The 15,646-nt window shown below is 36.0% G+C and carries 10 protein-coding genes and 1 tRNA gene; 5 read left to right on the plus strand and 6 right to left on the minus strand.

The annotated features are described in order from the left end of the window. Window positions 1-105 precede the first annotated feature (105 nt). Entirely contained in the window at window positions 106-303 is a 198-nt protein-coding gene (locus OTK01_RS11200) for a DUF2281 domain-containing protein (protein WP_013433383.1), read from the plus strand. Window positions 304-474: 171 nt separating this feature from the next. On the opposite strand, the gene OTK01_RS11205 is transcribed toward OTK01_RS11200, so the two are convergent. Further along, entirely contained in the window at window positions 475-1,821 is a 1,347-nt protein-coding gene (locus OTK01_RS11205; RefSeq protein ID WP_029228993.1) for a sugar transferase, read from the minus strand. Between the two features lie 16 nt (window positions 1,822-1,837). Continuing rightward, a complete protein-coding gene (locus OTK01_RS11210) occupies window positions 1,838-3,061 on the minus strand; it encodes a glycosyltransferase family 4 protein (protein ID WP_029228992.1) in 1,224 nt (407 codons plus the stop codon). Window positions 3,062-3,320: 259 nt separating this feature from the next. Here OTK01_RS11210 and OTK01_RS11215 point away from each other — a divergent pair, with 259 nt between their 5' ends. From OTK01_RS11215 to OTK01_RS11225, 3 genes are all read left to right on the plus strand, one after another. Then, a complete protein-coding gene (locus OTK01_RS11215) occupies window positions 3,321-5,756 on the plus strand; it encodes a glycoside hydrolase family 94 protein (protein WP_029228991.1) in 2,436 nt (811 codons plus the stop codon). Window positions 5,757-5,793: 37 nt separating this feature from the next. Next, window positions 5,794-8,166 carry a glycoside hydrolase family 94 protein gene (locus OTK01_RS11220; RefSeq protein ID WP_029228990.1) on the plus strand — a complete coding sequence of 791 codons (2,373 nt, stop codon included), beginning with the start codon at window positions 5,794-5,796 and terminating at the stop codon, window positions 8,164-8,166. Window positions 8,167-8,406: 240 nt separating this feature from the next. After that, window positions 8,407-9,765 carry a GH1 family beta-glucosidase gene (locus OTK01_RS11225; RefSeq protein WP_029228989.1) on the plus strand — a complete coding sequence of 453 codons (1,359 nt, stop codon included), beginning with the start codon at window positions 8,407-8,409 and terminating at the stop codon, window positions 9,763-9,765. A gap of 29 nt (window positions 9,766-9,794) precedes the next feature. Here the strand turns inward: OTK01_RS11225 and OTK01_RS11230 are convergent, their stop codons facing one another. Next, window positions 9,795-10,277, minus strand: a complete 483-nt coding sequence (locus OTK01_RS11230) for a methylated-DNA--[protein]-cysteine S-methyltransferase (protein ID WP_029228988.1) — start codon at window positions 10,275-10,277, stop codon at window positions 9,795-9,797. Window positions 10,278-10,288: 11 nt separating this feature from the next. After that, the gene (gene rlmD, locus OTK01_RS11235; protein ID WP_029228987.1) at window positions 10,289-11,644 is read right to left on the minus strand and encodes a 23S rRNA (uracil(1939)-C(5))-methyltransferase RlmD; all 1,356 of its coding nucleotides are present in this window, start codon (window positions 11,642-11,644) and stop codon (window positions 10,289-10,291) included. A gap of 163 nt (window positions 11,645-11,807) precedes the next feature. Between rlmD and OTK01_RS11240 the strand changes: the two genes are divergently transcribed. Beyond that, the gene (locus OTK01_RS11240) at window positions 11,808-13,073 is read left to right on the plus strand and encodes a hypothetical protein (RefSeq protein WP_029228986.1); all 1,266 of its coding nucleotides are present in this window, start codon (window positions 11,808-11,810) and stop codon (window positions 13,071-13,073) included. Window positions 13,074-13,128: 55 nt separating this feature from the next. Here the strand turns inward: OTK01_RS11240 and OTK01_RS11245 are convergent, their stop codons facing one another. Together OTK01_RS11245 and OTK01_RS11250 are read right to left on the minus strand one after the other, a co-directional pair. Next, window positions 13,129-13,545, minus strand: a complete 417-nt coding sequence (locus OTK01_RS11245) for a bacteriohemerythrin (RefSeq protein ID WP_029228985.1) — start codon at window positions 13,543-13,545, stop codon at window positions 13,129-13,131. A 309-nt stretch (window positions 13,546-13,854) separates the two neighbouring features. Then, window positions 13,855-13,942: transfer RNA gene (locus OTK01_RS11250), tRNA-Leu, on the minus strand. Window positions 13,943-15,646 lie beyond the last annotated feature (1,704 nt).

Consider the following 15,646-nt stretch of genomic DNA (forward strand, 5'->3'; position numbering starts at 1 on the left):
AATTCAACAATGTTTCAGGATTATGAGACTACACTTCTAAGAAGAACTCCCATTAGAAAAATAATAAGGTATAGATAAGTGAATATTAATTTAGAGGTGAAATTAGTGAGAGCAAATAAGAATTTTTTATTAAAGCTAATTGAGGAAATCCCGGAAAGTCAAATTGAAGAAGTTATAGATTTTATTTTGTTTTTAAAACACAAGCAAGATAAAAAATTATTAAGTGATTTGGTGTCCGCCAGTGAGAGTAGTATAGATTTTTGGAATAATGATATTGACGATGAGGTATGGAACAATGTATAGATGTAATTTTTAAGCCTATAAAAAATGTCGGACAAAAAATTAGTAAAAACAAAACCCGACGCAGTCGGCAGTGCATTACCCAATTGGTAGTGCCAAATATGCCGATTGCTCATTTTTATTGGGATTTTACTATAAAGAACAGGGCTGCCTCACAAAATAGAAAAGCAGCCCCTATTCTTTTTGGGTTTTTACCCCCTCAGCAGCCTCTTTTGTAAAGATTGTTTTGAGTGTTAAAAGAAGTATTTTAATATCCAAAAATACAGAATAGTTCTTTATATATATCAAATCAAGCCTGAGCTTGTCTTCTGGGCTTGTTGCGTACTTGCCATAAACCTGAGCAAGACCTGTAAGTCCTGCCTTTACATTGTGGCGTAGAGAATATTCAGGATAGAGCTTTTTAAACTGCTCAACAAAGTATGGTCGCTCTGGTCTTGGACCTATAAAGCTCATCTCACCTTTTAAAATATTTATCAGCTGCGGAAGCTCATCAAGCCGGGTTGCGCGCAAGAACCTTCCAACCCTTGTTATCCTCGGGTCGTTTTCAGTTGCCAAAACAGGCCCTGTCATCTTTTCGGCGTCTTTTACCATTGTTCTGAACTTTAAAACATAAAACTCTCTTTCTCCTTCTGTGACCCTTTTTTGCCTGTAAATCACTGGCCCTTCAGAGTCAAATTTTATAGCAATTGCAATTATCAGCATTATCGGAAAAGCAATAACCAGCGCAAGTGATGCAAGAAGAATATCGCACACTCTTTTTATGAGCTTTTGCTCGGAAGTCAGCTCTGGCTGTTCAATTGAAAGTGTTGCAACATCGTCAAACTGAATCACTCTCGCTCTTGAAACCAATATATCTCTAAAGTCTGGTGCTATGAAAATGTGTTTTTTGAATTCTATTGCCTTTCTTACAATCTCACTTTTCAAGTTCTCATCCATTTTAGAATAAAGATAAATTGTATCCACTACTTTTATATATGGTATCAACTCTTCAATAGTTGTTGGTTCAAGAACATATTTTACATCAATCCACCCTTTTGAAATATTCTGAAGCTTTTGAGCAAACTCCTGCGCCTTTGGCATCTCACCAACCACAAGCACATGCTTGACACCTTGAACTCTTTTGAAAACATATAAAACAAGCCCTCTCCATCCCAAAAGCAATAAAAACTGTACAAAAAATGCAATTATAAATATACTTCGTGGGAAAGCAAAGTGTCTGTAGAAAAATGTTGATACAACAGTTAAAAATTGCAGAAGCATTAGAGCCAGACCAAGCGAAAATGCTATTTCGCTAATTGTCTTCATGGTAATAGTATAAAGTCCGTAGATGTTCAAAAGCACAAGAGCAAAAAGAGTTATCTGAGGAATCAATGTATAATAAGGCATAAAATTTCGCTCAGGGAATGTAAAGTTGAATTTTATTATATATGCAAGAATGTAACCTGCGTGTATAAGTAAAATGTCCATAAGAACAACAAAGAATTTGCTCAGCTTGTGATAGCTTTTAATATACGACTTCATCTCCTACCATCTCCACTTATAATATTTTTTCTAACCTGTCTGCAAGCATCTTTATATCATGGTGCTTTTGGGCATACTCTCTTCCCTTTTGTCCAATTCTCTCTCTTTCTTCTTTTGACATAGCATACAAGCTCAAAATAGCCTCAGCAAAAGCTTTGCTGTCATAACTGCTACAGGAAATTCCTGCACCCGACTCTTTGACAATATCATTTGCTACATTTCCTGCAAAAACAATTGGCTTTGCAGCACAAAGATAATCAAACAGTTTGTTTAAAGATATTCCAAACCTATACACTTTTAGATTATGCATAGCCACAAGTGTTATGTCTACACCTTTGAGTAAGCTTGGCACAGAAAGCTTTGAAATGGGAGAATAAAAAAATACATTTCTAAGTCCAAGCTCTTTTGCCATATTCTCAAGCTTTTCTTTTTCTGGACCGTCACCTATTATCAAAAAATGTATGCCATCTCCTCCATTTTCCTGAACAATTTTTGCAGCCTCTATTATGGTCTCCATTGCATTTGCTTGTCCAAGCGCACCAAGATAACAAGCTTTGAAATATCCTTCATGTTCATCTAAAATCTTTTTTGCTTCTTCTGAAAAAACATTTTTAAGACTATCAAATCTATCTATATCACATCCATTTGGAATATGAACAATCTTCTTTTTATCAATACCCAAACTTTCTATGTACTGGTCTGCCTTTGGCAATACTGTCACAACATAATCTGCTTTTGTGTAAATAAACTTTTCAAGACTTCTTAAAAGTTTTACAATTACACTTCCTTCCTTCAAAGCGCCAAGGTCAATGCCGCTTTGTGGCCAAAGGTCCCTTACTTCTGCAATGAATCTGCATTTAAATTTTTTTGACAGCAGATACCCTACAATCCAGGCAAGAGGATGAAATGAGGATGCCAATATTACATCAGGTCTTTCAAACTTTCTGGCAATGAAATAAAGGTTTTTGGCATATGAAAATATATTAAAAAGCCTTTTTATGTCATTCTTTTTATAAGGAAACGTCTTTATCCACACAAACTTTACTTTTTCATATTCCTCTATTTTAAACTTCTTGCCTTTTTCTAACATCTCAACCCTCTGTTTGTGGTCAAAACTTGAAGCAAAGATGGTAACGCTATAGCCTCTTTCTGCAAGCTGCTTAGCAAAATCAAAATGCCTTGTAATTCCTCCAACTTTTGGCGGGATTGCATAGTGATTAAATATCCAAACCTTCTTCAATCTTCTTCTCCCTCTCCAAAGAACTACTCTAGATATTCTTGGTTATTTGAGAATCGGCAAAATTTTGTCCATATTGAGTATATCACAATTTTGACTGATTATTAATATCTAAAAATAAAGTGCTTAAACCTTAAAGCTTCAAGACAAAATAGTGCAAAATAAAAGCAAAATAATTAAAGTTGGCAGTTTGGCAAAAAAGGTATAATTAAGATAGGCATGCTGTCTGATTAAATATGTTCTGAGAAAGGGGTTTTCAAAAATGAAGTTTGGCTATTTTGACGATGCCAAAAGAGAGTATGTAATCACAACACCTCTCACTCCATATCCATGGATAAATTATCTTGGAATGAAAGACTTTTTATCATTGATTTCAAACCACGCTGGAGGTTATTGTTTTTATAAAGACGCAAGGCTCAGAAGAATAACAAGATTTCGTTACAACAACGTTCCGCTTGATATGGGTGGAAGATATTTCTACATAAAAGATGGGGATGATGTCTGGTCGCCATCATGGATGCCAACAAGAAAAGACCTTGAATTTTATGAATGCAGACACGGTCTTGGGTATACAATTATCACAGGCAGAAGAAATGGCATTGAGGTTGAGCAAAGGTTTTTTGTCCCTGTTGATGAAAACTGTGAGATACATCATCTGAAAATTACCAACAAGACAATCGATAAAAAAGAAATTAAACTTTTCTCTCTAATCGAATTTTGTTTGTGGAACGCACTTGATGACATGACAAACTTCCAGAGAAACTTTTCAACAGGTGAGGTTGAAATTGAAGGTTCTGTAATCTACCATAAGACTGAGTACAGAGAAAGAAGAAATCATTTTGCTTTTTACTCAGTAAACACTTCAATTTCCGGCTTTGATACAGACAGAGACACATTTTTAGGGCTTTACAGAGGGTTTGAAAACCCTGCTGCTGTTGAAAGAGGAAGAAGCTTTAACTCCGAAGCACACGGCTGGTCGCCAATTGCTTCTCACATGATTGAAATAAGTCTTTTGCCAAATGAAACAAAAGAGCTTGTATTTGTTCTTGGGTATGTTGAAAATGAACCTGAAAAGAAGTGGTTTAAAAAAGGCGTCATTAACAAAGAAAAGGCATATAAGATGATTGAAAAGTTCTCAAAACCAGAGGATGTAAACGCTGCATTTGAAAAATTGAAAGAATTCTGGGATAAGCTTTTGGACAAGTTCAATGTGTCAACAGGCATTGACAAAGTAGATAGAATAGTGAATATATGGAATCAATATCAGTGCATGGTTACATTTAACCTCTCCAGAAGTGCATCATATTTTGAGTCTGGAATTGGAAGAGGAATGGGATTTAGAGACTCAAACCAGGACATACTTGGTTTTGTACATCAGATACCAGAACGTGCAAGAGAAAGAATCTTAGACTTAGCTGCAACCCAGTTAGAAGATGGTGGGGCATACCATCAGTATCAGCCACTTACAAAGAGAGGTAACAATGAAATCGGTGGAAACTTCAATGATGACCCTCTGTGGCTGATACTTTCGACAGTCCACTATATAAAAGAGACAGGAGACTGGTCAATTCTTGATGAGGTAGTCCCATTTGAAAATAATCCTGAAAAGATGGGAACACTGTTTGAACATTTAAAAAGGGCATTTTATCATGTAGTCAACAACTTAGGACCACATGGACTTCCTCTTATCGGCAGGGCTGACTGGAATGACTGTTTGAACCTCAATGCTTTTTCAACAAACCCTGACGAGTCGTTCCAGACATGTGACAACAAGGATGGCAAGACTGCTGAATCTGTCATGATTGCAGGGATGTTTGTATATGTAGGAAAAGAATTTGTAAAGCTGTGTGAAAAGATAGGAAATTTTGAACTGGCCAAAGATGCTCAAAAACACATTGATAACATGAAAGAGGCTATTTTAAAGTATGGCTATGATGGTGAATGGTTTTTAAGAGCATACGACTATTTTGGCAACAAGGTTGGTAGCAAAGAAAACGATGAAGGAAAAATCTTTATTGAAACACAAGGTTTTTGTGTGATGGCACAAATAGGACTTGATGATGGAAAAGCTATCTCTGCTCTTGATTCTGTTAAAAAATATCTTGACACAGAACATGGAATAGTTTTAGTTCAGCCAGCTTTTACAGAGTACAAAATTCATCTTGGTGAGATTACAAGCTATCCGCCGGGCTACAAAGAAAATGCAGCGGTGTTCTGTCACAACAACCCATGGATTATAATTGCAGAGTGTATTGTCGGAAGAGGAGACAGAGCATTTGAGTACTGGTCAAAGATTGCACCATCGTACAGGGAAGAGATTAGTGATGTGCACAAGATTGAACCATATGTATACTGTCAGATGATTGCAGGAAAAGATGCATACAAACCAGGAGAAGCAAAAAATTCGTGGCTGACAGGTTCTGCTGCCTGGAACTTTGTAGCAATGACCCAGTGGATTTTAGGAATAAGACCTGATTTTGATGGGCTTTTGATAGACCCTTGCATACCAACATCATGGGAAGGTTTTAAAGTAAAAAGAGTTTTCAGAAATGCTATATATCACATTGAAGTCAAAAACCCAAATAGAGTATCAAAGGGTGTCAAGAAGGTTATTGTTGATGGCAAAGAAATGTCTTCCAATCTAATACCTGCTTTTTCAGACGGCAAAGAGCATTTTGTAGAAGTCATCATGGGCTAAGCTAAGAAATTTAAAAATGCACAAGGGGGAAAATTCTATGAAGTTTGGTTATTTTGATCCTAAAAACAAGGAGTATGTTATAACTAACCCAAAAACACCTACTTCTTGGGTAAACTATCTCGGTACAGCAGATTACTGTCTTATAATCTCCAACAATGCTTCTGGTTATTCGTTTTATAAATCTCCCAAGCTTGGAAGGGTTACTCGTTTTAGATTCAATAGTATTCCAATGGACAGACCTGGCAGGTATGTATATATAAAAGATGAAAAAACCAAAGATTTTTGGTCAATAAGCTGGCAGCCTGTAGCTAAATCTCTTGAAAGCTTTAAGAGCATTTGCCGCCACGGTCTTGGTTATTCTATTTTTGAAAGTAGTTATGACTCAATAACATCTTCTCTTAAAATATTTGTTCCAATTGATAAGCCTATAGAAATATGGGAAGTAAGAGTCAAAAATGAATCAAATGAAGTAAAAGAACTTTCGCTTTTTACCTATACAGAGTTTTGTCTTTGGAATTCAATGCTGGATATGATGGACTTTCAATACATTCTTTATACCTGTAGAATGGGCTATAATCACGAAGATGAGATAATAGACTATTCAATAAAACTGTGGAGTCCTTATGAACCAAAAGCATTTTTCACATGCACAAACAAGAAAATAGAAAGTTTTGATACAGACAGAGATGTTTTTATAGGTGCTTACAACGATGAAAGCAGACCCGAAGCCATAGTGCAAGGCAAATGTTTTGGATCAATTGCAATAGGTGGAAATCCATGTGCAGCAACACAGGTTAAGTTTTCACTACTTCCTGGTCAAGAAGAGTATATTGTATTTATTTTAGGAATTGGTAATGCTTACAAAGAGGGCAAAGAATACAAAAAGCTTTTTGCAGATAAAGAAAACATTCAAAAAGAATTTGAAAAAGTACAAAATTACTGGGCTGAAAGACTATCAAAACTTTCTTGCTCAACTCCAAATGAGAATATGAATCTTATGATAAATATTTGGAATCAGTATCAATGCCACACAACATTTAACTGGTCAAGGTCTGCTTCATTTATTGAAGCTGGTGGAAGAGACGGGCTTGGCTTTAGAGACTCTTGCCAAGACATTCTCGGTGTTGTTCATTCTATCCCTCAGGAAGTCAGAAAAAGATTAATAGAGCTTTTAAAAGCGCAGCTTTCTGAAGGATATGCTATGCATCATTTTCAACCTCTAACATGGACACAAGGTGAACACAATATTCCTCCACGTGATAGAATCTATTCAGATGATCATCTGTGGCTTTTGATTTCTGTGCCTCATTACATTAAAGAAACGGGCGATTTTTCTATACTGGATGAGGTTGTTGAATACGCTGACGAAGGAAGCGCAACTGTTTTTGAACATCTCAAAGCGGCACTTGAGTTTTCCTGGAACCATAGAGGAAAACATGGGCTGTTGCTTGGTCTTGCAGCCGATTGGAACGACTGTATAAATCTTCGCAACGGTGGAGAAAGCACATGGTCAACTCAGCTTTATTTTAAAGCTCTTACAGAGTTTATTGAACTTTGTGAGTATCTTGGAAAAACTGAGGATGCTGAAAAGTATAAACAATATCGAGATGAAATAAGAAAAGCTCTTGAAGAATACACATGGGACGGAGAATGGTTTGTACGAGGGTATCTTGCAAGCGGTAAAAAGCTTGGTTCAAAAGAAAGTGAGCAAACTAAGATATTCTTAAACTCCCAGTCTTGGTCAGTATTCTCGGGTGCTTTCGTTGATGAAAAAGGAAAAACCGCAATGGACAGTGTTAAAAAGTATCTTGCAACAGAGCATGGTTGTGTCAAAAACTGGCCAGCATATGTAGACTATATCATTGAAGTTGGTGCTGTAACATCATTCCCACCGGGCTTAAAAGAAAATGCTGCAATCTTTTGCCATGCAAACACATGGGTAATTATTGCTGAGGCAATCTTGGGTCGAGGAGAGTATGCTTTTGAATATTACATGTCCTTTTTGCCCGCAAACAAAAACGACATAGCTGAAATCTACACAGCAGAACCCTATGTTTACTCTCAGTTCATCACTGGGAAAGAACATCCATATTATTTTGGTCGAGCACGAAACCCATGGCTGACAGGTACTGCAACCTGGGCATTTACTGCAGCAACACAGTATATCCTGGGGGTTCGCCCACACTACAAAGGTCTTATAATTGACCCATGTATACCATCATGGTGGGACGGTTTTGAATTCGAGAGAGTTTTCAGAGGAAGAAAACTTTCCATTAAGGTTTCAAATCCAGATCATATTTCAAAAGGTGTTAAAAAGATATTGGTAAATGGAAAAGAAATTGTGGGTAATCTGATTCCAGTAGAATTGCTTGATGAGGAAAATGTAGTTGAAGTTGTGATGGGAAAATAGCCCTTTAAAGTAGGAAAATAAAACTACACAAAAAGAGGCACACCTTGTATTTTAAAAGTGGTGTGTCTTTTTTTTTGTTTCTTTTCTAAAACATCTGCTGGTGAAAAACATCTAAAAATTTTGCTATATTTATTTAAAATTTTTATTTGCAAACTCAAATTTTATATGGCAATATATTTTGATATGAGTGTAATTGATTTCACAACTAAAAAGCTTTATTACTCAAGGAGGTTTACAAACATGAGTTTTCCAAAAGGATTTTTGTGGGGTGCTGCAACTGCGTCATATCAGATTGAAGGTGCATGGAATGAAGATGGAAAAGGCGAATCTATTTGGGACAGGTTCACACATCAAAAAGGAAATATTCTATATGGTCATAATGGAGATGTTGCCTGCGACCACTACCACAGGTTCGAAGAAGATGTCTCTCTTATGAAAGAACTTGGGCTAAAAGCCTACAGGTTTTCCATTTCATGGACAAGAATTTTTCCAGACGGTTTTGGCAATGTAAATCAGAAAGGTCTTGAGTTTTATGACAAACTAATAAACAAGCTTGTTGAAAACGGTATTGAACCGGTTGTCACCCTTTACCACTGGGACCTTCCTCAAAAGCTACAAGACATTGGCGGCTGGACAAACACAGAAATTGTAAATTATTATTTTGAATATGCAATGCTTATCATAAACCGTTATAAAGACAAAGTAAAAAAGTGGATAACATTCAATGAACCCTATTGTATTGCCTTTTTAGGCCACTGGCATGGAATTCACGCACCAGGAATAAAAGACTTTAAAGTTGCAATGGATGTTGTGCACAACATTATGCTTTCTCATTTTAAGGTTGTAAAAGCTGTAAAGGAAAACAATATTGATGTTGAAGTAGGAATTACATTAAATTTAACTCCAGTTTACCTTCAAACAGAACGTCTTGGATATAAGGTAAGCGAAATTGAAAGAGAAATGGTAAACCTCAGCAGTCAGCTTGACAACGAACTTTTCCTTGATCCAGTACTTAAAGGAAGCTATCCACAAAAGCTGTTAGATTATCTTGTTCAAAAAGATTTGTTGGAAGCTCAAAAAGCCAATAATATGCAGCAGGAAGTAAAAGAAAATTTCATTTTCCCTGATTTTCTTGGTATCAACTACTACACACGTGCCGTCAGGCTTTATGATGAAAATTCTGGTTGGATTTTCCCAATAAGATGGGAACATCCTGCAGGAGAATACACTGAAATGGGCTGGGAAGTGTTCCCGCAAGGACTTTTTGACCTTTTGATTTGGATTAAAGAAAGTTACCCACAAATTCCAATTTATATAACAGAAAACGGTGCTGCTTATAACGACAAGGTAGAAGATGGAAGGGTTCATGACCAAAAGAGAGTGGAGTATTTAAAACAGCACTTTGAGGCAGCAAGAAAGGCAATTGAAAATGGAGTAGATTTGCGGGGTTATTTTGTGTGGTCTTTGATGGACAATTTTGAATGGGCAATGGGTTATACAAAAAGGTTTGGAGTTATATATGTGGACTATGAAACCCAAAAGAGAATTAAAAAAGACAGCTTCTATTTTTATCAGCAGTATATAAAGGAAAATTCGTAAATATAAACAAAAGCGGGCTTTTGGAGAAATCACTTTCTCAAAAGCCCGTTTTCTATTTTCCATCCCTCATGTGAAAGTAGCCAAATCTTTTTCTCAATCCCTCCGCTAAAACCACCCAAGTCTAAATCCGATTTGACAACTCTGTGACACGGAACAATTATCACAGCTGGATTTTTGCCGACGGCATTTCCAACAGCTCTTGCGCCCTGTGGTTTTCCAACTTTTTCCGCAAGCTCTCTATAAGAAATTACACTTCCAAAAGGAACATCAATAAGCTTGCTCCAAACCCTTTTTTGAAACTCTGTCCCATCTAAACGAAGTTTTAGCTCAAAAGCAGTCCTCTTCCCTTCAAAATACTCTTTAAGTTGCAAAATAGCTTCCTTTACAACAGGGCTTATTACCTCTTCCTCATCTTTGTGTGAAACAAACTCTACTGATACTATGCTGTCGTCTTGTCCTACAATTTTTATGAGCCCAAGTGGAGATAGAAGATAGCCAATTGATACTTTCAATTTAAATTCACCTACTCTTCTCTCTTTTTAAACAAAGCCACACACTCAACATGAAATGTCTGCGGAAACATATCAACAGGCTGAACTTCCACAACTTCATAGCCATTTGAACAAAGAATATTGCTATCTCTTGCAAGTGTTGAAGGATTGCAGGATACATAAATTATGTTTGGTATCTTGTGCTCTATTAAGCTTTCTAAGAGCTCTTTTTCACATCCACTTCGCGGAGGGTCAAGAATCACAGCCTGGGGTATAATTCCGCTTTTCATCAGCCTTGGAATTTCAATCTCAGCACTACCGCATATAAATTCAATGTTAGAAATATTATTATTCTTGCTGCTTTTTTTAGCATCTTCAACTGCATCTTCAACAATTTCTATAGCGTAAACCTTTTTGCAAAAAGGAGCGACGAACATGGAAATGGTGCCTATTCCAGAGTATACATCAAACACAATTTCTGCATCAATATTCCTTAGATATTTTACTACCTGACTGTAGAGCACCTCTGTTTGCATAGAATTTACCTGAAAAAATGATTTTGAAGAAATTTCAAATGTTAAATTCCCTATCTTATCTTTTATTGTGCTACTGCCCCAAATCAATATATTTTCCTCACCCAATATTACATTTGTCCTTTTAGGATTCAAGTTGACGAAGAAGGACTTAATCTTGGTAAACCTATCTAAAATGTCATTTTTGATGGCCTCTAAATTCTCAGGTACTTTGGTACAAACAAGAATGAGCATCATTTCATCAAATGCAAATGAATTTCTAACAACAATGTGCCTTAAAACACCTTGATGTTTTCTTTCGTCATAAACTTCTATCTTGTGCTTTTTTATCAGCTCTTTCATACCTTTTATCACATCATCGCAAAACTTATGCTGAATAAGACAGTAATCTATAGGGACAACATCATGTGTCATCTTTTTATAAAATCCTATTTGGGGATTTTTATAATCTCCACCTACTGGAAGTGCAGTTTTGTTTCTGTATCTAAATGGGTTTTCCATTCCAATAACATCATTTATTTTAGGACTGAGCTTACCTATTCGCCTAAAAGCATCTTCAACAAGAAGTTTTTTTAGCTTCAGCTGATGCTGGTATTTTGCATGCATTAAGTGACATCCACCACAAAAGTCATAATAAGGGCATTCCGGGTCTTTTCTATATGGGCTTTTTTCTAAAATTTCAACCAGTTTTGCTTTGGCATATTCCTTTTTTGCCTCTTCTATTTTGATTTTTACAACCTCATCAATAAGAACATTGTCAACAAACACTACAAACCCATCAATTCTTGCAATGCCCTGTGCCTGGTGATTAAGCGTGTCAATCTTGACAATATACTCTTGCGACTTTTTTACCACATCTTTTCCCCCTGATACTTCTTTGTTTTTTTCGCTTTAATATTTTACACTATTTTTTTATAGCAAGAAAATAATAATTTCATAAAGTCTTAGAGAAAATATATATTGAAAATCCAAAAGCTGCTGTTCATACGACATTCAATCAAAAGGAGGTTTGAAAAAAGTGTTCAACCCATTTGAAGAAAAGCCAAAGCCAATTGAAAATTTTCTCGTGGACTGGAAAACAATATACCCCAAGTCGTACTGCAAAAACGAAGTTGACCCTTACACAAAGACAAGAATAATCCTCATGAACGGAATTGAAGCTGAAGCCTCGATGTTTTCTCATCAGCTCCATCGTCACTGCACTGACAATCAAACAAGAAAAGACTTAGCAATGATGAGAAGAATTGAGCAGATGCAGCAAAAACAAATCAACTGGTTAAAGCCAATCGACGAGACACCTCTTGAAACTACAATTGGATATGAACATGTTGCTGTAGACCTTACCGCCTGGCTTGCTCAAAATGAACCTGACCCTTATGTAAAACAAACACTTGATTTTATTCTGCTTGAGGACTTTGACCATCTTTACCGTTATGCAAACCTTCTTGACATGGACTCAAATATCCCAGCAAACAATTTGGTAAAAAACTATGTTGAAATAACACCAGGCAGACCGACAATTGCCCATCACAGACATCCTCATGACACCGTCAGCAGATATGTTGATTTCAAAAAGGCAGATATTAGAACAAAGTTAAACATCTTCATTATAACAGCCGGTGAGCAGCAGACAATGAATTTTTATAACAACATTGGTAACACTTATTACAACGACCTTGGAAGACAGCTCTACCTGGAAATAGCCTTAGTGGAAGAAGAACACGTAACCCAGTATGGTTCATTGATTGACCCGAGACTCACATGGTTTGAAAGTCTTCTTTTGCATGAATACACAGAATGTTACCTGTATTACTCATTCTATGAATCTGAGGTTGACTCAAATGTAAAATCAATCTGGGAGATGCATCTTGATGCTGAAATTGCACATCTTCATAAAGCAGCTGAGCTTTTGCAAAAACATGAGAACAAATCTTGGTGCGAGGTCATCCCTGGCGGACAGTTCCCAAATCTTCTGATGTTCCACGACACACGCGAATATGTCCGCAAAGTTCTTTCCCAGATGGTTGAAATCACAGCTGACAAAGAAGACCTGAGAAACGTAAATGACCTGCCAGAAAATCACACATTTTTCTGGTTCCAGAACAAAGTAAATCACGATATAAATTTAGTTGCAAGCCATGTAGTAATTGATAAGCACAAAATGGTAAAAGGTGAAGATTACAGGTGGGAGATGGCTCCACACCCTGTTGAAAGCTTGAGAAATAGAAAAGAAGACAATAGCTCAATTGGAAGAACAAAGCAGAAAAAGCTTGTTAGCATATAAACAAAAAGCTGTCTACCCTTGCGGTGGACAGCTTTTTCCTAAAAGAATCATTCATCTATTTAGATGGCATCTTTTCTTTCAAGAAGGCTCCAAGTTTTCTATCTGTTCCAAGGATATGATTTTTGAGCCAGTCGACAACAAGTCTGTTTGTCTTTATAACTGCTGCAACTCCTGCTCCTTCTTTCTCTATCTCCTCTCGAAATTTTTTGTAGGTTTCAACAAAGCTGTCGTGTTCTTTCTTGTGAGACAAATACTCAGGATACAGATACTCTTTCATGTACTTTTCCTCGGTTGAAAAATGAAAAACCACATAATCGCCCAAAAAGTCCAAAACTTCTGGCAAAACTTTCTTCCCTTCACCCTGAGCACAGGCATCCAAAAGCCTGTTTATTCTCTCAAAAAGCTCTTTGTGCTGATTGTCTATTGACTCAACACCTACAGAGTACTGGTCAAGCCATTCAATTTGCGGCATTTTCTCACTCCTTTCCACTTCAAATGATTTTTTCAAAATAATTTATACCCTTTTGATTAGTACTCTTAACACATCTTCTTGCAATCTTTTTTCTTCCTATCTTTGTCCAATATTTTGCATAATTTGGTTATAAATAAATCAATGAACTTTAAAATTTGAATATTATGTTAACTCTCATGAATTTACATTCAATTTAAGCATCATCCTAATTTTCTATTATCATCTACTTTTAACTCCAAAAAGCAAAAATAAAAAACCCCCTTCTCAAACCCTTACAGGTTTAAAAAAGGGGTTATGTGCGAATAATTATGGTGCCGAAGGCGGGAGTCGAACCCGCACGGCCTCAGCGGCCACTGGATTTTGAGTCCAGCGCGTCTGCCAGTTCCACCACTTCGGCACATTTTCCTTTTGAATTTTCAAGCAAGATTGATTATATCATAAATTTTTGAGGTTGTCACACAAGGGACACCAACCAAGATTTGGCTACATATTCACATTTACCGTGCTGGACTTTCAAAGTTTCTAAATCAAGACATTTAAAAATCCAGCACGCTTTGTTCGTTATTAGTTTAACCTCAAATTCAGGATTATACAATACAGAAATTTTGTTTGTCGTGAGTGGTCTTTAATTATAAATACCCTATCATAACTTTTGATTTTGTGCTTTAAAATATCGGCTAAAGGCAGCACGCAACAATGAACCTTCTTTAAATTCTTGCCCCCTACCCCTTGCTTTTGGCTGCTTCATGGCTTTGCTTTCCTTCTTAATTGCTGCCAGAAATCAATTCTATTTTGCAAGCAAAGACCAAAGAAAAAGTAGTTTGACATATCCAAACATTATTGACGACCTCGCAACTTTCGAACCCCATAACACAACCATTGAATAGACTTTCCTAAAACCAAAAGCTTTTGTCTCTAAACAGCGCCATAATTTAACATTGCACAAAATTATATTTTTGTGCAAACATAAATTTACATTACCACCTTATTTGTTTTGCTATACCATGGTTTTGACTATTCAAATGCCGATAATCGTCTTTGATGTAATTTAATTTCTGTTCTGTAAACTGCCCTATCCCCTTCTTTACCAGTTACAAAATGACACACTTTGACCCTGTTTTTCTAATTGAAAATCATTCTCAATTAGCCATTTCTCAAGGCTTTGATGTGTAAACCTAACACCCTATCAAGGGTTACTCATTTTGTGCAAAAATGTCGCATTTTTACACCCATAAAATAATCAAATCTTTAGCTTTACTTTTCACAAACACCTTTCCTAAGGTATCGACATATTATCGACCCCTTACAATCCACTAACAAAACTTAGATTTGCGTACATAATATTTAAAACACTTAGAATGCTGCGGCAACTTACCGCCCCATCTCAATGTTGAATAACTCATATACAATTTACCAACCAAAAGGAATAGTCAAATCAACTATCCCTTATAACTTCAATTTCATTTTCCAAAAACCACTTTTAAACAAAACCTGAAAAGTCTTGATATTGCTTGATTAGAATTAAATTGCTTTCTATTCCTTGATACTTCTAATCTAAAAGACAATTTTTCAAAACAAAATTCTTTGAAATCGGTTTCTTTAGATTTAAAATTCAATGGGTAATATTTTTATACCACCCTTAACTTTGTTCGCTATATGTTCGCTATGGTTTTTGAAATTTCAAAAATGTTTTAAGGTCTCAATAAGTTAGGGATAGCTTTATAAGATAGCTAAAAACAAAAATAAAAAATCCTGTCAAAGCCTTGATACTGCTTAATTTAAAATGATTTGCTGCAAAACCTTGATACACCTATGATAAAAGCCATTTTCACAATAAGATTTGTATATAAAGCCTTTATAAGCTTCAAAAAATAGCTGGGTAATATCTTTATATCACCTTTCAAATTTTCGCTTCTCTATAAGGCTGTATTTTAAAATCTTGACAATCACAAATACACTTTAGATTTTCAGCCTGAAAATCGGGAGTATACTTTGTAAAATCAATGAGAATTGCCACAAACATAGAAATGACAAGCCTTTGGACTTTTTTCGTACTTTTTTCGTACTTTTTTCGTAAAAAAGCTGTGTCTTAAAAGCCTTG

It is taken from the genome of Caldicellulosiruptor acetigenus, assembly GCF_026914305.1.
GTDB lineage: Bacteria > Bacillota > Thermoanaerobacteria > Caldicellulosiruptorales > Caldicellulosiruptoraceae > Caldicellulosiruptor > Caldicellulosiruptor acetigenus.